The 24,616-nt window shown below is 61.2% G+C and carries 22 protein-coding genes; 16 read left to right on the forward strand and 6 right to left on the reverse strand.

Annotated elements, in window-relative coordinates; translation table 11 throughout:
• Nucleotides 1-92 precede the first annotated feature (92 nt).
• The 6 genes from ACLGL5_RS00085 to ACLGL5_RS00110 all read left to right on the forward strand — a co-directional run bounded on the left by ACLGL5_RS00085 (nt 93) and on the right by ACLGL5_RS00110 (nt 6,293).
• Nucleotides 93-986 (forward strand): FAD binding domain-containing protein, encoded by an 894-nt coding sequence (locus tag ACLGL5_RS00085; RefSeq protein WP_019863876.1) that lies wholly within the window; start codon nt 93-95, stop codon nt 984-986.
• Nucleotides 979-1,470, forward strand: coding sequence for a (2Fe-2S)-binding protein (locus ACLGL5_RS00090; RefSeq protein WP_019863875.1), 492 nt, complete (start codon nt 979-981; stop codon nt 1,468-1,470). Before ACLGL5_RS00085 ends, ACLGL5_RS00090 begins: the two co-directional genes overlap by 8 nt.
• 8 nt (nt 1,471-1,478) lie before the next feature.
• Nucleotides 1,479-2,021, forward strand: coding sequence for an SRPBCC family protein (locus tag ACLGL5_RS00095; RefSeq protein ID WP_019863874.1), 543 nt, complete (start codon nt 1,479-1,481; stop codon nt 2,019-2,021).
• Nucleotides 2,018-4,510: a xanthine dehydrogenase family protein molybdopterin-binding subunit gene (locus ACLGL5_RS00100; protein ID WP_494372701.1), complete on the forward strand. Its 2,493-nt coding sequence runs from the start codon at nt 2,018-2,020 to the stop codon at nt 4,508-4,510. The genes ACLGL5_RS00095 and ACLGL5_RS00100 overlap by 4 nt, the downstream gene beginning before the upstream one ends.
• The gene (locus ACLGL5_RS00105; RefSeq protein ID WP_494372702.1) at nt 4,511-5,455 is read left to right on the forward strand and encodes a LysR family transcriptional regulator; all 945 of its coding nucleotides are present in this window, start codon (nt 4,511-4,513) and stop codon (nt 5,453-5,455) included.
• A gap of 322 nt (nt 5,456-5,777) precedes the next feature.
• Nucleotides 5,778-6,293: an FCD domain-containing protein gene (locus ACLGL5_RS00110; RefSeq protein WP_065203650.1), complete on the forward strand. Its 516-nt coding sequence runs from the start codon at nt 5,778-5,780 to the stop codon at nt 6,291-6,293.
• A gap of 70 nt (nt 6,294-6,363) precedes the next feature.
• On the opposite strand, the gene ACLGL5_RS00115 is transcribed toward ACLGL5_RS00110, so the two are convergent.
• Nucleotides 6,364-7,314 carry an amidohydrolase family protein gene (locus ACLGL5_RS00115; protein WP_019863870.1) on the reverse strand — a complete coding sequence of 317 codons (951 nt, stop codon included), beginning with the start codon at nt 7,312-7,314 and terminating at the stop codon, nt 6,364-6,366.
• A gap of 6 nt (nt 7,315-7,320) precedes the next feature.
• On the reverse strand, nt 7,321-8,898 hold the full coding sequence (locus ACLGL5_RS00120) for an FAD-dependent monooxygenase (protein ID WP_019863869.1): 1,578 nt from the start codon (nt 8,896-8,898) through the stop codon (nt 7,321-7,323).
• Between the two features lie 213 nt (nt 8,899-9,111).
• On the opposite strand from ACLGL5_RS00120, the gene ACLGL5_RS00125 reads away from it, so the two are divergent.
• From ACLGL5_RS00125 to ACLGL5_RS00165, 9 genes are all read left to right on the forward strand, one after another.
• Entirely contained in the window at nt 9,112-11,577 is a 2,466-nt protein-coding gene (locus ACLGL5_RS00125; protein ID WP_080643902.1) for a xanthine dehydrogenase family protein molybdopterin-binding subunit, read from the forward strand.
• Nucleotides 11,574-12,257: an FCD domain-containing protein gene (locus ACLGL5_RS00130; RefSeq protein WP_019863867.1), complete on the forward strand. Its 684-nt coding sequence runs from the start codon at nt 11,574-11,576 to the stop codon at nt 12,255-12,257. The genes ACLGL5_RS00125 and ACLGL5_RS00130 overlap by 4 nt, the downstream gene beginning before the upstream one ends.
• A gap of 503 nt (nt 12,258-12,760) precedes the next feature.
• Nucleotides 12,761-14,332, forward strand: a complete 1,572-nt coding sequence (locus tag ACLGL5_RS00135; protein WP_019863866.1) for a phytoene desaturase family protein — start codon at nt 12,761-12,763, stop codon at nt 14,330-14,332.
• Between the two features lie 198 nt (nt 14,333-14,530).
• Complete coding sequence (locus ACLGL5_RS00140) at nt 14,531-16,063, forward strand: ABC transporter substrate-binding protein (RefSeq protein WP_019863864.1); 1,533 nt, start codon at nt 14,531-14,533, stop codon at nt 16,061-16,063.
• 122 nt (nt 16,064-16,185) lie between these two features.
• Nucleotides 16,186-17,193 carry an ABC transporter permease gene (locus ACLGL5_RS00145; protein ID WP_019863863.1) on the forward strand — a complete coding sequence of 336 codons (1,008 nt, stop codon included), beginning with the start codon at nt 16,186-16,188 and terminating at the stop codon, nt 17,191-17,193.
• Nucleotides 17,186-18,034, forward strand: a complete 849-nt coding sequence (locus ACLGL5_RS00150) for an ABC transporter permease (RefSeq protein WP_027047899.1) — start codon at nt 17,186-17,188, stop codon at nt 18,032-18,034. Before ACLGL5_RS00145 ends, ACLGL5_RS00150 begins: the two co-directional genes overlap by 8 nt.
• Complete coding sequence (locus tag ACLGL5_RS00155; protein ID WP_019863860.1) at nt 18,031-18,909, forward strand: ABC transporter ATP-binding protein; 879 nt, start codon at nt 18,031-18,033, stop codon at nt 18,907-18,909. The genes ACLGL5_RS00150 and ACLGL5_RS00155 overlap by 4 nt, the downstream gene beginning before the upstream one ends.
• On the forward strand, nt 18,902-19,732 hold the full coding sequence (locus ACLGL5_RS00160; RefSeq protein ID WP_019863859.1) for an ATP-binding cassette domain-containing protein: 831 nt from the start codon (nt 18,902-18,904) through the stop codon (nt 19,730-19,732). Before ACLGL5_RS00155 ends, ACLGL5_RS00160 begins: the two co-directional genes overlap by 8 nt.
• Nucleotides 19,733-19,805: 73 nt before the next feature.
• On the forward strand, nt 19,806-20,405 hold the full coding sequence (locus ACLGL5_RS00165; protein WP_027047898.1) for a VOC family protein: 600 nt from the start codon (nt 19,806-19,808) through the stop codon (nt 20,403-20,405).
• 712 nt (nt 20,406-21,117) lie between these two features.
• On the opposite strand, the gene ACLGL5_RS00170 is transcribed toward ACLGL5_RS00165, so the two are convergent.
• Genes ACLGL5_RS00170 through ACLGL5_RS00185 form a run of 4 tightly spaced genes read right to left on the reverse strand, consistent with a single transcriptional unit; the run spans nt 21,118 to nt 24,049 of the window.
• Nucleotides 21,118-22,104 carry a LysR family transcriptional regulator gene (locus ACLGL5_RS00170; RefSeq protein WP_019863858.1) on the reverse strand — a complete coding sequence of 329 codons (987 nt, stop codon included), beginning with the start codon at nt 22,102-22,104 and terminating at the stop codon, nt 21,118-21,120.
• 19 nt (nt 22,105-22,123) lie between these two features.
• The gene (locus tag ACLGL5_RS00175; RefSeq protein WP_019863857.1) at nt 22,124-22,657 is read right to left on the reverse strand and encodes an SRPBCC family protein; all 534 of its coding nucleotides are present in this window, start codon (nt 22,655-22,657) and stop codon (nt 22,124-22,126) included.
• A 2-nt stretch (nt 22,658-22,659) separates the two neighbouring features.
• Nucleotides 22,660-23,142, reverse strand: a complete 483-nt coding sequence (locus ACLGL5_RS00180; RefSeq protein WP_019863856.1) for a (2Fe-2S)-binding protein — start codon at nt 23,140-23,142, stop codon at nt 22,660-22,662.
• Nucleotides 23,143-23,152: 10 nt separating this feature from the next.
• A complete protein-coding gene (locus ACLGL5_RS00185) occupies nt 23,153-24,049 on the reverse strand; it encodes an FAD binding domain-containing protein (protein WP_019863855.1) in 897 nt (298 codons plus the stop codon).
• Nucleotides 24,050-24,105: 56 nt separating this feature from the next.
• Between ACLGL5_RS00185 and ACLGL5_RS00190 the strand changes: the two genes are divergently transcribed.
• Nucleotides 24,106-24,606, forward strand: coding sequence for a cupin domain-containing protein (locus ACLGL5_RS00190; RefSeq protein WP_494372703.1), 501 nt, complete (start codon nt 24,106-24,108; stop codon nt 24,604-24,606).
• Nucleotides 24,607-24,616 lie beyond the last annotated feature (10 nt).

The following is a 24,616-nucleotide window of genomic DNA, read 5'->3' on the forward strand; positions in this document are numbered from 1 at the left end:
ACTGCGGATATGACAGCTTCGCCTTGGCCGGTTCCAGAATCCTGCGCTCCACGCGCTCTAGCTTTCCAGAGGCTTGTTCCGAAAGGAAATCCATGTATCCCGCGCCATTCAATTTCATGAGGGTGGGGAGCTTCTCGGAAGCTTCCGCGGTTCTGGCGGCCGACCCGAACGCCAAGGCGATTGCTGGTGGGCAAACCCTGATTCCAATGATGAAGCTGCGTCTGCTGAAGCCGGCTCTGCTCGTCGACCTGCGCGGAATTTCCGGCGCGCGCGACATCGCACTCGGCGACGACGCCGTCGAGATCGGTGCCCTGGCGACCCATGTGGACATTGCAGGCTCGGACGTTGCTGAACGCTTCAGCATTCTGCGCGACTGCGGACAGGGCATCGCCGACACGCAGGTTCGCAACATGGGCACGATCGGCGGATCACTAGCCGAGGCTGATCCGTGCAGCTGTTGGCCGGCGTTGCTGGTTGCGCTCGATGCACAGGTTTTATGCGAAGGCCCCGACAGCCGGCGCGTCCAAAGCGTGCGCGAACTGCTGGAGGACGCTTACACACCGGCCCTGGAGCCCGGCGAACTGATCGCACGCGTCGCCATAGCCCGCCAGGCGCTGGAGGGCTATGGCACATTCGTCGCCTTCAAGCGTTGCGCGCCGGCCTATCCGACGGCGAGCTGTGCCATGCAGATCGCCTATGATGGCGAACGGATCGCCAGCTTGCGCATGGGCTTCGGTTGCCTCGGCCTGACCGCGCTCGCCTTCGACGAGGGAAACGACATCGCGGCCGGCAGACAGGCCACCGAGAACTTGGTCGAAGATGTAGCTGAAGCCGCATCGATCTTCGTCGAGCCCTTCGCCGACGCAAAGGGTACGGAGGATTACAAACGGGAACTCGCGCGCGGCCTGGTTAAACGCGCATTTGGCATCATCGAGGCACGCCGTCTCGGGCGCCCGGCAGTGGAGACGCATCAATATTATGGCTGAGTATCCGACCATGCGTGTGGCCCTGAAGCTGAACGGCCACCAACTGCAATTTGAAGTCGAGCCGCGGACCCTCCTGGTAGAGCTAATCCGCGAGAACGCCGGCCTGACCGGCACGCATGTGGGCTGCGATACTAGCTATTGCGGTGCCTGTACGGTGGTCGTCGACGGGCGCTCGGCCAAGTCCTGCACGGTGCTCGCGCTGCAGGCCGATGGCGCCGAAGTCACCACAGTTGAGGGGCTGGAAACGCCTGAAGGCCTGCATATCCTGCAGCAATCCTTTGCGGAAAATCATGCGTTGCAGTGCGGCTTCTGCACGCCCGGCTTCCTGATGTCGGCACTGGCGCTGCTCAGCGTCAATGCCGATCCCGACGAGGCCGCCATCCGCAAAGCCTTTAGCGGCAATACCTGCCGCTGCACCGGTTATCTCCCGATCATCGCGGCGGTTAAGGCCGCCGCCGTCAAGCTCAAGGAAACCGCACAATGAAAGTAGACATGGACGGCAATTTCGAGGTGACTGCGTCGCCTGCGGAAACCTTCGCCTTCATCACCGAGCCGCGGACTTTTGCTCCGATCCTTCCCTATTTCAAGGAACTGCATTCGGTCGAAGGCGACGGCTTCGGCGTGCTCCTCGAAGTGGGCGTCCCACAGATCCGGGGGCGTGCCGACGTCGCGGCGCGCCGTATCGAGTCAGTGCCGAACGAACGCGTGGTCTATACAATCAATGGGCGCCATGCGCTGGGCATGATCGATGCGCGCATGACCTTCGCCATCGAGCCAATCGAGGCTGGCTCGCGCGTGAACTGGACCAGCGAAGGCACCGTCAGCGGCACGCTCGCGTCCCTGGCACAGGGCATCCTGCTGCCGCTGGCGAGACGTCAGGTCAAATCACTGGTCGTGGCGGTGCAAAAGGAGCTCGGCGTCGTGCAGCTCGAGCCGGCTGCCTCCCCGAGCCTGATGAAGCGCTCGGTCTCCTCGATGAAGGGGCTGTTCGGCGCCGCAAGGGCGAAAAGCCCGAACGAGGATCTGTCATCATGAGCAACGACAAGCCTATCGTGCGGCGCGAGGACGGCCGCTTGATCCACGGGCGCGGCCGCTTCGTCGACGACGAAGGATCACGCGCGCTTCATTGCAAGCTGGTGCGCTCTCCCTATGCGCATGCGCGTATATTGGGCATGGACACCCGCCGCGCCGAGTCTCTCCCGGGGGTGGTCTGCGTCCTAACGGGCGCGGAAGTACGCGAGCTAACCAACCGCTTCCCACAGATGGCACCGGAGCCGACCAGCCGTATCAGCGACTATTGCATGGCAACCGAACGGGTGCGCTTTCAAGGGGAGCCCGTCGCAGCTGTCGTGGCAACAAGCGCCGCCATCGCCAGTGACGGCGTTGAACTCGTGCGCGTCGACTACGACCCCTTGCCGGTCGTCGTTGATGCAGTTGCCTCGCTGGGGGTCGATGCGCCAATTCTGCACGATGAATCGGGGACCAATCAAACCTGGGGCTCGCTGTTCGACTGGGGGGATGTGGACGGCGCCTTTGACAGCGCCGATGTCGTCGTCGAGATCGACCGGCTGAAGTTCCACCGTTTCTCGAGCACGCCGCTCGAGGGATTTGCAGGTCTCGTCACCTGGGAGCCGACGGGGCGGGTGGACATGCTGTGCAACCTGATCCAGCCGGGCGTGGCGATGAAGTTTATCGCACCCGCGCTGCGGATCTCGCCCGAGCAGCTACGCATACGCACGCAAGACATCGGCGGGGGCTTCGGCATCAAGCAGAACCTCTATCCTTATCTGATGATCGCGGCGCTGTGCTCGCGCAAGGTGGGCTATCGCCCAGTGAAGTGGATCGAGGAGAGGCGCGAGCATCTACAAGGCAGCGCACATGGCAACGAGCGCACCTTCCTGGACATCCGTGTCGCGCTCACGGCCGATGGCGAGATCACTGCCGTGGACGCGCGGCATGTCGACGATTGCGGCGCCTATCCACGCTACGAGCCACTCGGTGCGGTCATCTGGAGCCAGGTCGCCCCGGCCTCTTACCGATTGCAGAACCTGCGTATCGATTTTCGCCAGGCAATGACCAACAAATGCCCCGTGGGACCCAACCGCGGCTTTTCGCGAATGCAGAATGTCTGGTTCCTCGAGCGGGTGATTGACATCTGCGCCCATGAAATGGGCATCGCGCCCGATGTCATGCGCAAGCGCAACTATGTCCCCGAAATGCCATGGACCACGCCCAACGGCTGCGTCTACGATTCCGGCGACTACTGCGCCATGCTGGACATGGCGAAGGATCTGATCGGCTGGGACGATTGGATCGCCAAGCGCGACGCCTGGCGCGCCGAGGGCCGCATCGTCGGCATCGGGATCGGCACGGCGCTGGATTCCGGCACCAACAATTTCGGCCAGTCGCGCATCGTCAATCCGAACTCGCCGCTCTCCGGCAATTCGGAGGTGGCCAATGTGCGCCTGGGCGTGGACGGCACAGTCACCGTCTCCGTCGGCTCAGTGCCGCAGGGGCAGAGCCACGAGACGATCGCCGCGCAGGTTGTCGGTCAGGAGTTGGGTATATCCTCCGATCTGGTTCTGGTCGCCATCGGCTTCGATTCAGAGCGCATGTCGCACAACAACCATTCGGGTACCTATGCCTCGCAATTCGCGGTGACGAGCCTCGGCGCCATCCATGGCGCCGTGGAGAAGTTGAGGCAGGAATTGCTGCGAGCCGGCAGTTATTTCCTAGGCCAGCCTGCCGAAACGCTGAGGGTAGGGACTTTCGATGGCGTCGCCTCGGTGGCCGCGCCCGACGGCCAGTCGGTTTCGCTGGCGCGGATCTCGAACCTCGTCAATGCCCAGAGCGCCGAGCTCCCACCTGAGCTTATGGATGTCTCGCTGAATTGCCGCCATGTCTATCGCGCACCGTTCCAGGTGCCGGACATCGAGAAGAAGTTCGGTAACCTGACGCTCACCTACGCTGCGCAGGTGCATGTCGCCGTGATCGAACTGGATCCGCTCACCTACAACATTCATGTCCACGACTATTCGATCGTTGACGACTGCGGCAAGGTCATCAACCATCAGATCGTCAAGGGCCAGGTGATCGGCGCGGCCGCTCATGGCTTTGGCGCCGCGCTAATGGAGTGCTTGAAATATGACGAGGCCGGCAACCTTCTGACCGCCACCTTCAGCGACTACTGCCCCCTGACGATCATGAACATGCCCAACCTACACTACGGCAACCGTGAATTGCCGTCGCCCTTCACCTACAACGGCGCCAAAGGCATGGGCGAAGGCGGTGGCGGTCCGATCTTCGCGATCTCGTCTGCTCTACAGGATGCTGTGGCGACCACCGGGATGCGGCTCGACCAGTCGCATTACTCGCCCAGCGATATCCACGCGTTGCTCTCAGGCATTGCCGAAAGACGGGGTGCCAAGGTGTCAATGACGGTGCTAACGCCATCACGCGAGCCGTTGCAGCGTGAAGGAGGGCGACTACGTTGGCCGATATGCGGCCGTGCGAACGGAACCTAAATGACGCCATCGGGCACCTACCGCGACTTTCCGGCCGAAAGGCTGAGATATCTCTACGAATCCGTGCGCCTCGGCACGATGCGGGCGGCAAGCGATTTCCTCGACATGGCACCGTCCTCCATCAGCCGGCAGATCACCGCGCTGGAGAAGGAAATTGGCATCGAACTGATCGAGAAGAACCGGCATCGCGTGCTCCTGACCCCAGCCGGTGAGCGCCTGATCGAATATTACCGCGACCGCCTGGCGCAGCAGGAAGCCTTGGTCACAGACCTCGACGACCTCAAGGGACTGCGCACCGGTCATTTGAGGATTGCCGTTGGCACCGGGCTGATGCGTGTGGTTGTCGCGCGGGCGGTGGCTGAATACACGGCCAGGCTGCCCGGCGTTCGCATCGATGTCGTCTCGGCCCCCTCGCGCGCCGTCATATCGCTGGTCCGCGACGACATGGCGCATTTCGGCGTGGTCATGGATGCACCGATCGATCCGCGCGTCTGGTCGCGGTCGAGTTTCCCCGAGCCAAACTATCTGATTGTCGCGCCGCACCATTCGCTGGCGTCGGCGTCCAAAATCGACATTCGCGATCTCGTCAATCAGCCCCTGATCCTGCCTGAAGGTGGGTTCCGCATTCGCGATGTGCTGTCCGAATTCGAGGCTAATCATGGCTTGTTTCTGGACACGCGGATCACCGCATCATCCGTCCAGTTCATAGCAGATGTGACCTCGGCGGGCACGGTCGCAACCATCATGCCGCTTGGCTGCGTTTCCGACTATGTCGAGGCGGGCCGACTGCTTGCGCTGCCGATCTCGAATCCGGAATTGAACACCGGACGAGTGAACATCGTCACACGCGTCGGCCGCCGCCTATCATCGGCCGCCATCGCATTGCTGGATCTATTGGAACGGCAGATGAAGAACCGCAGCCGACCGGAGCGGCCCACCGTCTAGGCGCAGCAAACGTGCCAGAACTCCGTCCCATCATCCGCCAAGCGGAGCTGGGCGGCTTCGCTGCGAGCCGTACAGCAATCACAAATACCAGGCAGGCGCATCGCACACGTAGATGTTCTCCACGCGACGCTGCCTCTGGGCAGAAGTGAGACTGTCTTCGAGGCTGCTTTCGTCGGTAAATGGTGCAATCATGGATAAAATCCGACGCCGCCGCTGCCTGCTCGCGTTTTACCCAACTGTGATGCTAAAGCGGACCTGGGCGATCGCAGGTGAGCGGCCCAACAAGGGTTTCCGAGTCGTGCCTATCTCCAAGGATCATCTGATGGACGTGATGAACGTTCGAACCGAGATCGAGGTCCTCTGTCTGGGATGGTCAATCGACCAGGGCGGCGTGGAGTGGGAGTCCTCACTCGTTGGCGCCTTGCATCGGCTCAAGCGCTTCTCGAAGACGGCGGTCCCTTCGGCAAGTTCGTCCGACGACTGGCGCACTGCGCACCGGGCCTTCCATTCCGCTCTGATCTCGGCCTGCGGCTCGGAACTTCTAAAATCGTTTCACTCGGGGCTGTTCGACCAGGTCGAGCGCTATATTGCCATTTCGGTTGGTATCACCGACCAGCCGCGCGACGACATCTCCGAGCATGAGGGTTTGGTGCAGGCCGCGCTCGACCGGCATACCGAGGAAGCGGTCGTGTTGCTGCGCCAGCATCACATGCGCACGCTCCACAAGCTCGTGACCCAGCTGTTCGGACCGGAAGGCGCTGCCCAGAAGGGCGCCCGCGGGAAGCCGACGGTCAAAAGCGCTGGCAGAGGTCGGTCGACCACGCTGGATCTTTCGTAGCGGTCGCTCGCTGCGGTGCGGGCGGTAACGGGGAGGCGCGACTTGCGGCCGTGGGGGGGCAGCCCCTTGCCTAATGGAAAGCGTCGAGCAATCTCTGGGTGTTCGAGCCGAAGATTTCGGCGGGATCGCTGCCAGCAAGTTGCGTGTCCGGTTCGAGCAGGCCCATCGGAAAGGGCCAGTCTGAACCGAAGACAATGTTGCCGCCCCCAAACACGTCCCTGGCAGCTTTCAGCGTGGCGTTTGAGTGGGTTACGCAGTCGGCGTGGAAGCGCTTCAACTGAGCGCTCGGCGGGGCGATGCCCGTATTGAGGCCAGGCCGGTCGGTGCGGAAGCCTTGCTCCCATCGTCCTGCAAGCGCTGGCACCGTGCCGCCGCCATGTGACAAGAGCACAGTCATGCCATCGAAGCGCGAAAGCACATCGGAAAAGACCATGTGGGCGACCGCGATGCCGGTTTCCTGCGGGTTGCCGAGCAGGTTGGTAAGGTAGAAGGGTTCCAGCCGCTGGTCGTGACTCTCGCCGGGATGGAGGAAGAGCAGCGCGCCACCGTCTGACAGGACGCGCCACAAACCGTCATACTCGGCCTGGGAGAGGAAGACGCCCGGGCCGCCCGTCGAGGCAGTGAAGAGCTTGTTGCCAGCCGCCAACCTCTCGGCTGCGATACGCTCGGCCTCGCACGGATGCTCGATCGGTAGGAAACAGACCGATAAGAGCCGGTTCCCCAAGGGCTCGACGATTTCGTCAAGGCCTGCCGTCAGAGCGCGCGCCCATTCGCCGGCCGCTCCAGCGTCCAGATGCGGCCTGTACAACGGCGGCGGCGGCGAGACCCAGGCATGGCCAACGGAGAACCGGTCCATCCAGTCGATGAGCGCCGAGGGCTGGAAAAGCTGCTTCATGCCGATCGTCTTGCCGTCGATCAGCAGTTTTTCGGTCGCCGCATCCCATTCGATGCCTCGCACGCCCGAGAGATGGCGCGATTGCACCGGTACGAGATGGGTATGCGTGTCCAGTACGATAGCCATGCTTTCCTAATCCTTCTGCAGCGGGCGGGCGGGCATGGCGTTCGCTGCTTCGTCGCGAAAGGTACCCTCGCTGCAGATCAGGACGATATGGTCGTCCGGCCGGACGAGCACCACGGACCCGTCTCCAACCCCCAGCCGCGCGCGGAATGCGTCGCCGATATCAAGCAGCATGCGGGCGCGCAGAGGGTCTGACGCGGGGATGTCCCAACGCGAAACCGCGAAATGGCGAAGGCGCTCACCATCATCGGCGGGCATGTCCAGCCGGCGGCGGGCATCGCAGAAATGGAGCGCGAGGAAGTTCCCATCGATCAGATCATGCGCCCGCATCGATTGGCCGTCCGGACCCTGCAGGCGGAAGTCGGGGAGCCGCTCGCCGATGCATGCGGGGGCAAGCTCGGTGCAGGCCATCGACCACGAGCCGGTGCCGTTGACGTCGAGGCGCATGCCAAGCAATGAACGCGTATATACATTGGCCCAGTCCGAGCCGGACATCACGTCAGTGGCATCGCCCCTGGCATCCATAAGATGCCGCGCCGCTTCCGCCATTTCGCCAGCGCCCTTGACGGCGATAGTCTTCTGCTCCTGCTCGTAGCCGTCGAGCAGCGACTCAGGCGCAAGACCCTTGTGTACCCAGGCGAGGCGCCAAGGCAGGTTGTGCGCGTCGGTGGCGCCAGTGTTCAGGCCGAGTGCCCACATCGGCGTCAGCAGGTGGGCGGCATCACCCATCAGGAAGACCCGACCGTCGCGCCAGCTCGTCGCGACCCGATGATGCACACGGTAATTTGCGCTTTCCAGAATGACCGCTCTGTCGACGTTGCCGATGAACTGGACGACACGTGCCTTCAGATCCTCGGGCGTCGGCTGGGGCGCCTCCTGTGCTGCCGGAAAGATGAAGCGCCAACCATGTGGCTGGCGCACAAGGATCATCCACTCCTTCGGATCGGAGAAATAGGTGAGATAGGGGTAGTCCCTTGGATTGGAGACATCGAGGTCGAGGTCGAGGTCAATGAGCGTATATCGCAGATCGAGGGATGTGCCTTCGACCTCTACGCCCATTTGTGCCCGTGCCGTGCTGCGCCCACCGTCGCAGGCCAGGAGATAAGCGCTCCTGACCTCGACCAAACCTGCCTCGGTTTGGAAGGTCGCAACCACGCCGTCAGCATCCTGCCGATACTCGATCAGTTTGTGGTCGTATGAGATAACCTGCGGGCCCGCCCGCTCGGTCAGCGTCTTTGTCAGCAGCGGTTCCAATTGGTGCTGTGGCAGGTTTGCGAAGAATGGAAAGCGGGTTTCGGCATCGACTAGTCCCGTTCGCAGGGACAAGGTCAACTCGCCGGTGCTGCGCTTGAGCTCGCCTATCTCCTCGACGCGGATGGCTGCGCCGACGATATTGTTCACGGCCCCATAGCGCCGCATGATTTCGAGTGTCCGAGGCAGGATCGTTCCAGCCTTCGTCATGGTCGAGGGACCTGCGCTAGCTTCGAATACGCGCACGGGAACGCCGTAATGGCGCAGCCCAAGCGCCGTCAGCAGCCCGACCGGCCCGCCGCCGACAACGATGACAGGTAATTCTGACTCGGTCATGCCGATACTCCAGCTTGCACTTTCGCGCACAGGACCACTTCCTCATTTTAACGTCAATATGGAAAACCATCGATGATTTATAAAATTGGAGAAAACAGCTCAGATCGTGGTTGACTCACATAATTTGCTATGACACGCTGATATCGTCGACCTTGGCCTCGATCCCCAAATGGCTTCGGCATGGTCCGAATTGGCAAGGCAATGGTGTAGTTGATGAATAGTTTTGAGCGGCGCGAAGATGCACGGCTGGTCAGGGGCACTGGACGCTTCGTTGACGATGATCATTCGGTAAGTCATCTTCATCTTGTTTTTGTACGATCACCTTACGCGCACGCGAATATTATTTCGATTGACCTTTCGGCTGCGCTAGCTGTGGAAGGTGTGGTTACCGCCTTCACGGGCGAAGACGTCAAGGCGCTGACGGTCCCGTACCAGGAGTTTTCGCAAGGTCCGCTTGGGCCGATCATCGACTATGGCATTGCTGTCGAAAAGGTGAGATTCCAAGGCGAGCCCGTGGTTTGCATCGTCGCGCGCTCACCCGAAATTGGGGTCGATGCAGGCGAGTTGGTGCATATCGAATACGAGCCACTGCCAGTGGTCATCGACGTCGAAGATGCGATTGCCGACAATGTGGTGATACATAAGGAATCCGGTACGAATCTGGTCTGGGGTGGGAAATTCGACTGGGGTGACGTCGATGGAGCGTTTGCTTCAGCGGCCCACGTCGTCGAGATTGACAAGCTGTATTTCCATCGTTTCTCGAGCACGCCGCTCGAATGCTGCGGCGTGATTGCCCGCTGGGATCGGGATGACGGCGTCGATTTTCTGACCGGCCTGATGCAACCCGGAATCACGCAGCAATACATTGCACCTGTCCTGGGGCTGCCGCCCGAGAAGATCCGTATCAGGACGCGCGATATCGGCGGGGCCTTCGGTGTTAGGCAGGGCATCTTCACTTACATGACCTTAGCGGCGATCGCCTCGCGCAAGGTTGGCGGTCGGTCGGTGAAGTGGGCGGAGACACGCAGCGAGCATCTCGTCAGCAGCTCACATGGCAGCGACCGTACTTTTCTGAACACACGCGTTGCGCTCGACGAAAACGGCGTCATCCTTGCTATCGACTCGACGCATATAGACGACGGTGGTGCCTATCCGCGCTATGAGCCGTTGGGCGGCGTGATCTGGTCCCAGGTCGCGCCAGGCAACTATCGACTCCAGAACCTGCGCATCGATTTCAGCCAGGTGTCCACCAACAAATGTCCCACCGGCTCCAATCGCGGTTACTCGCGCATGCAGCATATCTGGTTCCTTGAGCGCGTGGTGGACATCTGCGGTCATCAGCTCGGTATCCCTGCCGATGAGATTCGTCGGCGCAATTACGTTCCTGAAATGCCTTGGACGACGCCCAACGGCTGCGTCTACGACAGCGGCGACTATGGGAAAATGCTGGAATCCGCCAAGGCGCTTGTCGGATGGGACGAATGGCGTGCGAAGCAGAAGACGATGCGCGCCGAGGGCAAGCTGATCGGCATCGGTATCGGGACGACGCTCGATTCCGGCACCAACAATTTCGGCCAGTCCAAGATCATCACGCCCTATTCGCCCTTCTCGGGCAATTCAGAAGGAGCAGGGGTCCGAATTGACGGTGGGGGTATGGTGAACGTGGCGATGGGGTCGGTGCCGCAAGGCCAAAGCCACGAAACGGTGGCGGCGCAGGTGGTGGCCGCCGAACTGGGCATCCCACTCGAATTCGTTCATGTCGAAAGCGGATTTGACACGCAGCGCGACGTTCACACGCCTTTTTCGGGCACCTATGCGAGCCAGTTCGTGGTCAGCTCGCTGTCGGCCGTGCATGGCGCGGTGGACAAGCTGAGGGCCGAACTGGTCGAGCTTGCTTCGATCGTGACGGGCAATGATGCCGCCGGACTTAAGGTCGGGACCATCGACGGCCAGCCGGTGGTGATGACAGAAGACGGGTCGACCGCGCTCACATTCGGGCAATTGTGGGCGCGCCTCTACCTGGAAGGCGGTACGCTGCCGAAGGAAGCAGGGCACCTCACGCTCGCCTGCAAGCACGTCTACCGTCCGCCCTTCGAGATCCCTGACCTGGATCGAAAATACGGCAACCTGACGCTGACCTATGCCGCCCAGCTGCATATCGTGGTCGTCGAGATTGACGAATTGACGTCGGCCGTGCGTATCCTGGACTATGCGGCGATGGACGATTGCGGACGAGTGATAAACCATACGATCGTGAGGGGGCAGGTCAACGGCGCCATCGCCCACGGCATTGGGGCGGCGCTGATGGAAAGCTTGCGCTACGATGAAAACGGCAACCTGCTTACGGCCACTTTCAGCGATTATACGCCTATCACCATCATGAACATGCCGCGGGTCAAGCTGGGCAACATGGAGTCGCCCTCACCATTCACGTACAACGGCGCCAAGGGCATGGGGGAGGGCGGCGGCTGTGCGCTGCATGCACTGTCGTCCGCGCTTCAGGATGCCCTTGCCAGCAATGGAATTGTCGTCCAGTGCTCGCATTATTCCCCGAGCGAACTTTACGACCTCATCTCATCCCACGTCGGGAGCGCTGTTGTGCGCAAGCGTACGGCTGCCGTTGGTGGCAGTGGATCAGCGGTCTGCGCGATTGAACAGCACGAAAGCCCGCAACAATGAAGTCGGTGCCCATGGCGTTTAGAGACGATCTTGGGTCCGACCAACTGGTCGATTTGTTGCGCGGCAACATAATACGCTGTGTGTTGAAGCCTGGTTCGCGGCTGGTACTCGATGAACTAAAGGCACGTTTTGGCTTCGGAGCGAGTCCGCTTCGGGAAGCTTTGATGCAGCTCGTTGCTGAAGGCTTGGTGGTATTCGAGGCCAACAGGGGATTTCGCGTGGCGCCCCTATCTAAGGCTCATTTTGACGATGTCGCGCGCGTCCGCACGGCCCTCGACGTGACCGCCGTGACTTGGGCGCTTGAACACGGATCGATCGAATGGGAGGTCAAGCTGGTGGGCGCGTTTCATCGCCTCGCCAGCCTGCGCAAGGCCTCCGAAACGACCATGGAGGGTGAGTGGAGCGCAGCACACCGGTCATTCCACAGCGCCCTCGTTTCCGGATGCGGATCGCCAACGTTGCTGCAGCTTACGGCTTCTGTGTTCGACCATATCGAACGCTACATCGCGCTTTCGGTAACCCTGGAGGGAACGATCCGTGACGGCATGATGGAGCATGAAGCCATCATGAAGGCAGCCTTGGACCGAGACCTCACGAAAACGCTGGATCTTCTTCATGCCCACAACCGACGCACGGAAGACACGGTGAACGCATATCTCCTCGAAAACGGCGGAGAATGATCGAGGCGCAATCGGACAAGATGGCGGTCAACTTCGGGACAGCGCAGGCTCAGGCGTCAGCCGCGTCTCGGAGTTCATGATGTGCCGCCGACCGGATTCATCGACTAATATTGGACAGCCCGATATCGACTTAAGGGCAGCGAAGGCCGGGATCAGCGGATGGCCGTCCGCAGCGTCAGAAAATCTGCCAATGCGTGTTCATGGGTTCGACGACCGGCGGAATACTTTGCGGGCCTAACGGCCTGCCGTCGTTGGGAAGATCACGACGTCTCGATCCGGCTAGATGCCGAATGCGTTTATGCCGACCTTGTCGCCAGGATCACCGACTGGGCCGGCTAGCGACTCCGCATCTCGGCTGTCCTGAACGGGACCTTCCCAAGATTTGCGTCGAAGGACGCCTTTGCGGCAGGCGTTCCAATCAACGCGGTGAAACTCGCGATCAACGAGCCAAAGTTGGCCGTGAGAGGGATGGGCAATGTGCGTTTGCCGCAAGGAGGACAGGAATGACGAGCTTTGACGCAATCCTCGTAGGCGGCGGCCACAACGCGCTGGCCTGTGCGGCGCATCTCGCGCAACGCGGCTGGAAGGTTGGGGTGTTCGAGCGCAACGCAGTCTGCGGCGGCGCGGTGCGGACCGAGGAACTCACACTTCCGGGCTATCGGCACGATCTCGGCGCGATGAACCTGAACCTTTTCGCCGGTTCTGCCTTTCACCGCGCCTATCAGGAGAAGCTCACCGTGGCAGGTCTTGACTTTGCGCCGGCAAAGGATTGCTTCGCCAGCGTTTTCCCGAATGACAAGTGGTTCGGCGTCAGCAGCGACCTAGACCGGAATCTATCACGGCTCGCAAATCTCTCGCACCGCGATGCCGAACAATGGCGCTGGCTCGCCGAGCGGTTTGTGAAAGACTCTGGGCCGCTCCTACGCCTGCTTGGATCGCCAATGACGGCCTGCGGGCTGACGGCAACGGCGTGGGCAATTTGGCGCGCCAAGGGAGTGCGAGGTTCGCTCGAGATGTTGCGGTTCCTGCTCTCCTCCTCTCGTGAGTGGCTGGATCAAACCTTCGAAAGCCCGGAAGTGCGCGCGACCATGGCCGCCTGGGGCATGCATCTGGATTTTGCTCCAGACATTCCGGGTGGAGCGATTTTCCCTTATCTGGAATCCATGGCCAGCCAGGCTTTTGGATTGGTGTTGGGCAAAGGCGGCGCCGACACGATGATCAAGGCGATGGAAACGCTGATCACCTCGACGGGAGGCGTCATCCATACCAATGCCGATGTCGCGACGATCAGCACCAACGGCAATCGCGCGACCGGCGTTGTGCTTGCATCCGGCGAACAGGTGATCGCCTCCAAGGTCGTCATCGCCGGCGTCACGCCTTCCGCGCTGCTTGGATTGCTCGGCGGCAGTTCAGGCGATGCCGGCTTCGACCAAGCCATGAGCAAATTCAGACATGCGCCAAGCACCCTGATGGTCCATCTGGCGACGAAGGACCTCCCGAATTGGCGCGCCAGCGAGGAGCTTCGCCGTTTTGCCTACGTGCACATCGCACCCTCGCTTGACCAAATGGCGCGGGTCTACCAGCAGGCGGTCGCCGGCATCATGCCGGCGGAGCCGGTGCTCGTGGTCGGCCAGACGACCGCGATCGACCCCGGCCGGGCTCCCGAAGGCAATCATATCCTTTGGATTCAGGTGCGCATGCTTCCTAAGATCATAGAGGGCGACGAAGCCGGCACTATCGATTCGCGCGACTGGCGTTTGGCCAAGGAAGCTTACGCGGACCGCGTCGTTTCCATCATTGAAAAGCACGCACCTGGGTTTACGGAAAGCATAAAGGCGCGCGCGGTCTTTTCGCCGCTCGACCTGCAGGCAATGAATGTCAACCTAGTCGGGGGCGACGGGCTGGGCGGTAGCCACCATCTGGCGCAGAACTTTCTTTTTCGTCCTGCAGCAGGCCGTGCCAACGGCAGCACCCCGTTCCGCAATCTTCATCTGGTCGGCGCGTCCGTCTGGCCGGGAGCAGGTGTTGGCGCCGGATCCGGCTTCCTGCTGGCCCAAAAACTCGCCGGAAAGTGAGCGGGAGCGCTCCCGACGAGGCCGATGGTTGTTGCATTCAACGCAAAGACCAAGTTTTCCAGCCGCATTGTCCGACCCCTTGGAACAACTAAGATTGCCGAAAAAGCAGCGTGTGGCATGGCCTTGGCCACGGTCTCATCAGACAGGGCGCGATATCGGAAGGCTGCTTCGGTACGCAATAATGACAGGGGAACCAAGATGCTAATCAACAGACGAAAAGTACTCGGCTACGGCGCAGGTGCGCTCAGTGCAGCGACGCTAGGTATGCCGAACCTTGTTCGAGCCCAGTCAAGCGACCTCACGATCGCTTATAACGTGAACCTTCCCTCCTGGGATCCGACAGCCGGTCCGTCGTCCGTCAACCCGACCATCCAGGGTCTCTATCAATCTGTGTTCGACCAGATCATCCTGCAGAAGCCCGACCTGTCGCTCGACAAGGGGCTGATCACGCAGTGGGGCTGGAGCGATGACCGCAAGAAGGTCATGATGACCGTGCGTGACGGGGTGACCTGGCACGACGGGTCGCCCTTTACCGCCGAGGACCTTGCCTGGTCGCTCGACCGCGCCGGTAAGGACGAGACAGGCAACCCGATCCAGTCGATCTGGAAGACGGTCACAAACTTCAAGACCGACGGCAACAAGGTCACCGGCGACGTGGTGACGTTTGACCCAACGTACTTCAAGTGGATGTCGTTCCTGACCGGTTATGTGCTTCCGAAGGCTTACTATCAGAAGGTCGGACCGGAAGGCTTCGAGGCAAAGCCGATCGGAACCGGCCCGTATATGGTCGACAAGTTCGAGCGCAACGCTTTCGTGCGGCTGAAGGCGAACCCTCACTACTGGGGCGGCAAGCCAGCTTTCGAAGATGTCACAATTCGGTTCGTGACCGACACGGCAAGTCGGGTGGCTGAGATCGAATCCGGGTCCTCGCAGGTGACACTCGAAATTCCCTATGAGGAGTATGACCGACTGATGGCCGCAGGCAATCTTGCGGGCTCGTGCAAGAATGTCTCCGACATCGGGATGGTTTTCTTCAACAACAAAGACGCCATGCTGGACAGGAACGTCCGCCAGGCGGCGGTGATGGCCGTCGACAAGAAGCTGCTGGTCGACCGCCTGCTGCGCGGCTACGGACGGCCGCTCGATACGTTGCAGACGCCGGAATACCTGGGGTTCGATCCGTCCATCAAGGTGGAACACAACCCGCAAAAGGCAAAGGAACTGCTCGCGGCTTCAGGCTATTCCACCGAAAAGCCGGCGAAATTCGTCATTCAGACAACGAAGGGCTTCAAGCCGAAAGACTATGAAATGATCCAGGCGATCGTCGGCATGTGGCGCAAGGTCGGCATCGAGGCGACGATCGAAGTCTACGAAGTCGCCAAGCATTTCGAACTGCGGGCCGCGCATAAGCTGGCGACTGCCGCTTTCTACAACTGGGGCAATTCGATGGGCGATCCGTCTAGCTCGACCGGTTTCGCCATGTTCGGCCCGAGCCCGGGCTCGTCATGGAAGACCGATGATCTCGATGCGAAGATCGGGCCGCTGTGGGGCGAGATGGACGAGGCAAAGCGCATCGCCGGCTGGAAGGCGGTCGACAAGTACATCGCCGAACAGGCTTATGTGCTGCCGTTGATCCAATACGCCCAGCCGATCATTCATTCGAAAAAGGTGAATGTCGTACCGCATGTTTCCGGCGCGCTCCTCCCAGCGCTCATGACGCCGGCGGCTTAAGCCGCCGACGTCATGAGTTTTCGTGCCGACTGGAATGCCCCCCAATCGGGGGGCAATCCGCTCGGCTATGCTTGGCACTTCTGAAACAGCCATATCCTTGTCACCTCTCCGGACTTCACAATATGATCCTGAACCGACTGGTTCTAAGGTTGCTAACGATCGCCGTCACACTTCTGGGCGTTTCAGTCGTGGTCTTCGTCATTATCCGCGTCGCTCCCGGCGACCCGATCGCCATGATGCTCCCGCCCGGAGCCACCCAAGCCGACATTGATCGCCTGCGCGCCTTCTACGGTTTGGACAGGTCGTTGGTGGAGCAGTACTTCATCTGGGTCTCCAGCGTGTGGCATGGCGACTTCGGCACATCGATCTCGTTACGCCAGGATGTCATGACGCTGGTGCTCGCCAGGCTCCCGGCGACGCTTGAGCTGTCGACGTTTGCGCTGCTGATCGCGCTACTGATCGGCGTGCCGCTCGCTGTCCTTGGCACGCGTGAGCAGGGCACCGCCGCGGAGGGGGCGATCGACGTCGCCAACGGCGCCGTGCTGTCCATTCCTGATTTCTTGTGGGGGCTGGTGCTGATCCTGCTGTTCGGCGTTCTGGCCCCCATCTTCCATATATCGGGCCGAGTCTCGCCGGACCTCAATCTACAGTTTTCGACGCAATTCTATCTGATCGAGAGCATCGTGCGGCTGCGCTTCGACGTAACGCGAGATCTGATGGGCCACATGGTCCTGCCAGCGCTGGCGCTGGCGCTGCCACTGGCGGCAATCATTTCGCAATTGCTGAAGATGTCGCTCAAGGAGGTGATCACGCTCGACTACGTGACGCTGGCGCGGGTCAAAGGCTTTTCGGAAACGCAGGTCATCCTGCGCGAGGCGCTGAAGAACGCAGCACTGCCGACGCTGACCCTGGTCGGCGTGCAGTTCACCTTCCTCATTGGCGGTACCGTCATTGTGGAGCGGCTGTTTTCCTATGAAGGGCTCGGCAATATGGCGATCGATGCGGTCATCAACCGCGACCTGCCGCTGATCCAGGGCATCGTGCTGGTCTTCGCGCTGCTGTTCGTGCTGATCAATCTCAGCGTCGATATGATGTATGCGCTGCTCAATCCGAGGCTGCGCCATGGATGAGGGTCGCGCACGAAGGCGAGGTGTGTCGCCGCGACTGTGGCTTGCCGGCGGTTGGCTGCTTTTGGCGCTGCTGGCGGCGATCTTCGCGCCGCTGGTGGCGCCGCAGGATCCGCTGGCGCAGGATTTGATGCTGGAGCGGCTGCCGCCCTTCTGGCTCGATGGCGCCGAGCCCGGCTATTGGCTGGGCACCGACAGCCTCGGCCGTGACCTGCTCTCGCGCCTGATCTTCGGCGGCCGCATCGCCTTCATCGTCGCCTTTGCCGCAGCCATCGCCGCCTGCCTCGTCGGCTCGACGCTCGGGCTGATCGCAGGCTATTTCGGCGGCTGGGCGGACCGCATCATTTCGCGCATCGTCGACATCTGGATGGCGTTTCCGCCGGTGCTGTTCGCCATTCTGCTGGTGGCGGTGCTGGGCACGGGCTTGAGCTCCGTCATCCTTGCCATTGCGATCATCGACTGGACGCGTTTCTGCCGGGTGATCCGCGCCGAGGCGATGGGCCAGTCGCGCATGGACTATGTCGAGAATGCTCGCATCGCCGGCTATGGCCGCATAGGCATCATGCTGCGCGAAGTGCTGCCCAATGTGGTGCCTTCGATCGTAGCGCTGCTGTCGCTGGAAATGGGCATCGCCGTCATCGTCGAAGCGATCCTGTCCTTCGTCAATTTGTCGATCTCGACCGACGATCCGACCTGGGGCGGCATCATCGCCGAGGGCCGGCTTTCCATTCACCAGGCCTGGTGGGTGCTGGTGTTCCCGCTGATCACGCTGATCCTGACCGTGCTGTCGTTCAGCCAGTTTGGCGAGGCGCTGAAGACGCGCTTCGATCCGGTGCTGCGATGAACGCTTGCCTCGACATCGCCAATCTGAGCGCCGTGTTGCCGAACGGCCAGCGCGTGCTGCGCTCGGTCTCGCTCTCCGTCCAGCCCGGCGAGGTCCGCGCGCTGGTCGGCGAGAGCGGCGCCGGCAAGACGATGATCGGCAAGGCGGTGCTCGGCGTATTGCCGTCGAGCGTGCGCATTGTCGAGGGCGACATGCTGCTCGAGGGCGAAGACCTCGGCAAGCTTCAGCCAAAGGCACGGCGCACGCTGATCGGGGCGCGCACGGCGTTGATCCCGCAGGATCCGCTGACCGCTCTCAACCCATCGCGCCGCATCGGCTCGCAGATGACCGACCGGCTGGTGCGCATCCTGGGCTGGAGTGGCGAAAGGGCCGATACCCGCATTCGCCAGTTGCTGGACGAGGTGCAGATCCGCGACCCCGACCGCGTGCTGAAGAGCTATCCGCACGAGCTTTCCGGCGGTATGCGGCAGCGCGTGCTGATCGCCGCCGCCTTTGCCGCGGAGCCACGGCTGATCGTCGCCGACGAGCCGACGACTGCACTCGACGTCACCGTGCAGAAGCAGATCCTGCGGCTGATCGCGCAGCTGCAGCGCGACCACGGCACGGCCATCCTGTTCGTCACCCACGATCTCGGCGTCGTCGCCAAGATCAGCCAGAAGGTCTCGGTGCTCTATGCCGGCAAGGTGGTGGAAGAGGCCGAAACGGCGGCGCTGTTCGCCGCGCCGCAACACCCCTATACGCGGGCGCTGATGGCCGCCACGCCGCGCTACACCGATCCCTTTGCCTCGCTGAAGCCGGTGGACCAGGCGGTGCTGGCCGGGCTTGCCGCCGAGATCGCCGCCACCGACCAGGCCTGGAGGCGACCGCATGGCTGAGCCGCTGTTTTCCGTGCGCGGGCTGAAGGTCGCCCTGCCCGACATGACGCGCAAGCCGCTGATCGGTCGCGCGCCGCTGGCTGAGATCTTAAAGGGCCTGGACTTCGATCTGCCCAAGGGATCGGTGACCGGCATCGTCGGCGAATCCGGATCGGGCAAATCGACGCTCGGCCGCGCTTTGGTGCGTCTTTTGGAGCCCAGCGCCGGCAGCATCAGCTTCGATGGCCTGGATATCACCCATCTGCCTGAGGCGGAACTCAGGCCGCTGCGGCGCAATCTGCAGATGATCTTCCAGGATCCGATGTCGTCGCTCAACCCGCGCCGAACCATTGCCAGCATCATCGCCGCGCCGCTGAAGCAGAATGGCCTCGGCGACAATCTGAAGGCGCGAGTCGCAGAAGCGCTGCAGCGTGTCGGCCTGCCACAGAGCTTCGCCAGCCGCTACCGCCACGAACTGTCGGGCGGCCAGCGCCAGCGCGTCGGCATTGCGCGCGCGCTGGCGCTGTCGCCGAAATTCGTGCTGGCCGACGAGATCGTCTCCGGGCTCGACGTCTCGACGCAGGCGCAGATCCTCACCCTTCTGGAGAAGCTTGCGGCGGAAATGGGCCTCACCGTCGCCTTCATCAGCCACGATCTGTCAGTCATCCGGCGGCTGTGCCGGCAAGTCATCGTCATGCGCGAGGGCGTGATCGTCGAAGCCAGCGCCACCGACGCTTTGTTCGAAAGTCCGAAAGAAGCCTACACGCGCGACCTGCTGGCCGCCATTCCGCTGCCAGAAATCGACCCGGACTGGCTGCACCCGCTGGCGGAGGCCCGGGCATGATATCCAGCCGCACGCCGAACAGCGGGCTTCGGAAGTGCGCCATAACGAGTAGGCCCGCTAACGGAGGGGTAATATGAAAAAAGCAATCGCCGGCACGATGTTTGCCATCGGCTTGTTTGGCTCGATGGCAGTGGCTTCGGCGGATTCAATGCCCGGCATGCGCGGGCACGATCACACTGGCATCACGGTTCCCGACATGAAGCAGGCAGTCGACTTCTTCACAGAGGTGGTCGGCTGCAAGAAGGCGATGTCGTTCGGCCCGTTTTCCGATGACAAGGGCACCTTCATGCAGGATCTGGCCGGCGTTGACCCGAAAGCGGTTATCGATCAGATCACGCAACTGCGCTGCGGCTATGGATCGAATATCGAGCTGTTCAAATACACGGCACCGGACCAGAAGGACCTGCATGCCAAGAACAGTGATATCGGGGGCTTCCACATAGCTTTCTACGTAGACGACGTCGCGGCCGTGAAGGCCTATCTGCAGGCCAAAGGCGTAGCGACGCGCCTCGGGCCGCTGCCTGTCAAAGAGGGTCCCGCGGCCGGCCAGACCATTATCTATTTTCAAACACCTTGGGGATTGCAGTTGGAAGCGATCAGCTATCCCACGGGCATGGCCTATGAGAAGGGTGCGGAGACGGTCCTCTGGAGCCCGAAAGAGCCAGCAAAGTGATGGGCTGATATGGTTCGGCTTGAGGTTTGCCCTTGAGCCGAACTCCTGATTCTTGCGAAAACCGCGCCTACTGACGCAAGTATCCGCCCTGTCCGACCCGGTTTCCGTGAAATCAGGACCACTCTGACCGGCCTACCAGCTCAGTCCCTTTGAAATCAATTGGTCTTCGATCCGGATGATAGGGGGCCGCAGCAGTCATGGACCGCCCTCGCTCAGACGCTCGATGGTCGCCTGCATCGAGGGTTCTGCATTCAATTTGTTCGCAGAACGGCAGCTTGGAATTTCTAATGTCGTTGCTCAACCTTAATAGCCAAAGCGGACGATGAATATGGTTGCCGGAGAACCGAATGACGTCAGATTAAAAAATGTCGACAGTCAATGGATTGTCCAGGTCGTCGAAGATGGGAAAGTAACGCGGCATTCATTCAAAGCTCAAGCGGCTGCCGAGAGTTACGCCGAATTCCAGCGCATCAAGCTCGGCCTGCCTGGAAGGCCACCAATTTGGGAATAGAACCTGCTCGATAAGCGCTCCGAGAGGGTTTGCTAGACATAGGGCAGGGCTGCATCGCGGCTGAACCACCAATTTGAGGAGGGGCTTCTCGAAGCTACCTGCCTGCTGGAATCGCCCGCTCTACGGCCACATTCGTCGCCCCGATCATAGGGATAATCCAGGACATCATGCTCCGAAGCGAACCCAGGGGTAGATCGCAGGTCAAGGGGTGGCATTGCGTAGCAGGTGTTCGAGCGTTTCGATCAGGGCGAGCGCACTCGCCGGCAGACGGCGACCGTTGCGTTTGATGATCTGCACACGACTCGCCTGCAACAGGGGGTCATCGATGGGCACGGCGACAAGGTCGCTTTTGGTCAGATGCTCTGGCACCGACGTTACCGAGAGCACAGTCGCGCCGAGATTGGCAACCACGCAGTCGAGGATCGTCTGGATCGAATTGCTTGTCATCACAACGGGTATCCGGCGGCCCGTCTGTTCCTGAATTTCGGCTAGCTGTTGACGAACGCGGAACCCGATGTCGGGAAGGATAATCCTGTGGCCGGCGAGCTCATCCAACGAAATGCTGGGGCGCCCCGCCAGCTCATGTTCAGGCCGGCAGATCAGGCAGGTGGGCTGTGAGAAAGAGCTGATCACGCGCACCCTCGGGTCACCGGTCGGCCCCATGACGACACCAAAATAGCATTCATCCTCAGCCACCAGCGGGATGATTTCCCGCGAAGACAGGCTGCGAACCGAAATCGAGATCTGAGAATAACGTTTCGAAAAACTTGCCAGCGCCTCGGCGAAGATCGTCCGCAACAGTCCAGTCCCGATCGCCACGTCGAGATGGCCGCTGCGCAGGCCCTTCAGGTCGTCAAGTTCCGTGAGCAGAGTCTCTCGCTGTGAAGCTCGATCGCGGTAGTATTCCAGAACACGCGCACCGGCCGCCGTGAGGCGCACGACGTGACGCCCTCGCTCGATAAGCTCGATCCCGAGTTCTTCCTCGAGGCTGGCTATGTGCCGACTGATCGAGGAAGGGGCAATGTCCAACGACTCGCTGGCCGCGCGCATCGTGCCGAGCCTGTAGGCTCGATACAGATAATCGATGCGTTCATCTTTGAACTCCCGCGACGTCTTGCTCTCAAGGGAGATATCGGACTTTGCGCCTGTGCTCCTCGTCGACTTCAGTGTTTTCTCCTGCCTCTGCAATTCGGCTGGTAGTCGCTGGTTACCCGGTGGTTTTGCCGCCGAAGAAATCCTTGAACGACGCTGCGCCCCTCGCAACCAAACCAGGCTGGACAGCGGCCTTGCCGCCTAGAGGTCCGCCGAGCGCGTTTTGGGCAGCCTGGGCGAGCGATTTGATTTGCCGATTCGCCAAAGGGATGAGGATGCCTTGCGCCAACGAGGCGAGTTTGCCGCTAACGATCGCTTCGACCGTCCAGTTGACGCGGCTGCCGCCGCCCAGCGGCTCGATCTCAAACATCATCTTAGCGTCCATTATGCCCAGCGCATGACGCCCACTCAATTGATATTTGACGAACTTCGGGCGCTCGGCGCCGATTCGCTTGGTCTGGACATCTGATTTTCCGCGAATCTGTGGCACGCCGACTTCCAGTGTCACTGTGAATTCGGTTTCGGACGTCTTGGTGAGCCCCTTGAAGTAGGGGAGGATCGGCGCGAACTTGTCCGGGTCGGTTATGAAGTCATAGACTGCTTCGGGATCGGCTGCGGCCTCGAACTGCCCGTTCAGATTAACGTTCATTGCTAGTTCTTTCCCATCTGGGATGCAGCGAGTACTGCATCGACTATTGGCGTGTAGCCCGTGCAGCGGCACGTGTTGCCGGCGAGACCCTTGCGAACGGCCGTTTCATCAGGGCTGGGATTCTCGGCGAGCAGCGAGGTGGCCGAAATCAGGAAGCCGGGCGTACAAAAGCCGCATTGCAGCGCGTGATTTTCCGAAAAGCACTTCTGGAGGATGCTGAGTGTGCCGTCCTTGGCGGCTAGTCCCTCCACGGTACGAACCGCCTTGCCGTCGGCCTGGACAGCCAACAACGTGCAGGATTTGGCCGCGCGCCCGTCCAGGAGAACCGTGCATGCTCCACAATAGCTGGTGTCACAGCCGATGTGGGTGCCGGTCAGTTCGAGGGAATGCCGGAGGAATTCGACCAGCAGCATCCGGGGCTCGACTTGCGCTTCGATGGCCTTGCCATTGACCGTGAGCCGGATTGTCTTCTTGTGCGTGTTCATGGCGTGCGGACTATCCATAATAGTGGTGGGTATCCCTGACCTCGATGCCGGCTCGCCGGCGTGCGATGACGTCGAACGCGCGAATGACAAGACCGCGTGCCAGATTGCGCTTGTAGGTTTCCGAGCCCTTGTTGTCGGAAAGCGGCTCAACGAATTGTGATGCCGCGTCGCCGATCCGCTTTGCAAGTGCCTCGTCGAACACCTTGCCGGCGGCGAATTCGTTGGCCGCGTCGAACGGCAGGGCGGTGAGACCCAGGCAACCGAATCCGATTCTCAGCGAACGGACAATGTCGCCATCCAGATTGACCTGCAGGGCGCAGCTGGCGGTCGGATATGCCGGCGCCGAGCGCTTGAAGGCAACGAAGGTCCCGAACCCGTCGAGCGATTCACGCGGAATAGCAATGCGCGTAATGATCTCGCCCATGGCGAGCGCGGGCGTATAGGCGTCAGCCAGAAGAGTGCGGATCGGCTGCACGCGGGTACCCTCGGAGCCCTCGCAGAGTGCTACGGCATCGAGGGTCGTCAGCAAGGCCGGCCAGCAGGCGCAGGGATCAGCCTCGGCGATACTCCCGCCGATGGTGCCCATGTTGCGGACCTGGGCGTCGGCGATGCCCAGCGCGCAGTCCTGAATGATGGGAAAGGTCTTGGCCGCCTCTGACTTGCCGGCAACCGCATGTCGCGTGAGCGCGCCAATCTCGATCAGGTTGTCGCCGAGCGTCACCTCGTCTGCACCTTGGATGCCGCTGAGATCGATAAGGAGTTTGGGCGCGAGAAGCCGGAGCTTCATCATCGGAATCAGAGTCTGGCCGCCAGCCATCAACTTGGCGTCGGGCCCCCCGTCTATCAGCGCAGCCGATGCTTCCGAGAAGCTTGCCACTTTGATGTAATCGAATCGGCTTGGATACATGCGCGACCTCTGCCACCTGTTTGGCACGATTTAGCCATCGAACAGGCCGGGTATCAATGCAGCCGCGTGGCTTGTTGGTTGCGCCGGCCGCAATGCGAATGAATGCGCATTGCGCAACAAATTGTCCGGACGCCGGCATCGAATGGCCTGCGTGGCCTGTCGTATATCCAATTCAGGGCACGACGATGCCGTGGCATTCAACCTATGACGAAGCTGGGACTTTTGTAATGACGTTAGCGCCGGATGGTCTCGAGCTTGGTCCGATCGGGGATAAGATCATCTTTGAGAACAGCCAGGTCCGGGTATGGAGCCTGGAATTGGCTCCGGGCCAACTCCAGCGCTGGCATGAACATCACCACACCTACCTCGTCATCCCGATCACGGCAGGCGAGAACGTGATGGAGTTTGTCAGCGGCCGCGTCGTGAACACGCATGAGCAGCCGGGGCAGGCGCTTTACCGGCAGCCGGGCGAGCCGCACCAACTGCGCAATACGAGCACCTTCCACTATCGAAATGTCCTGGTCGAACTCCTCGATCAGCCGAAGGCCGCCGTCTAGGTGATCCCGC

The sequence above is a fragment of the Mesorhizobium sp. U510 genome (assembly GCF_059180695.1).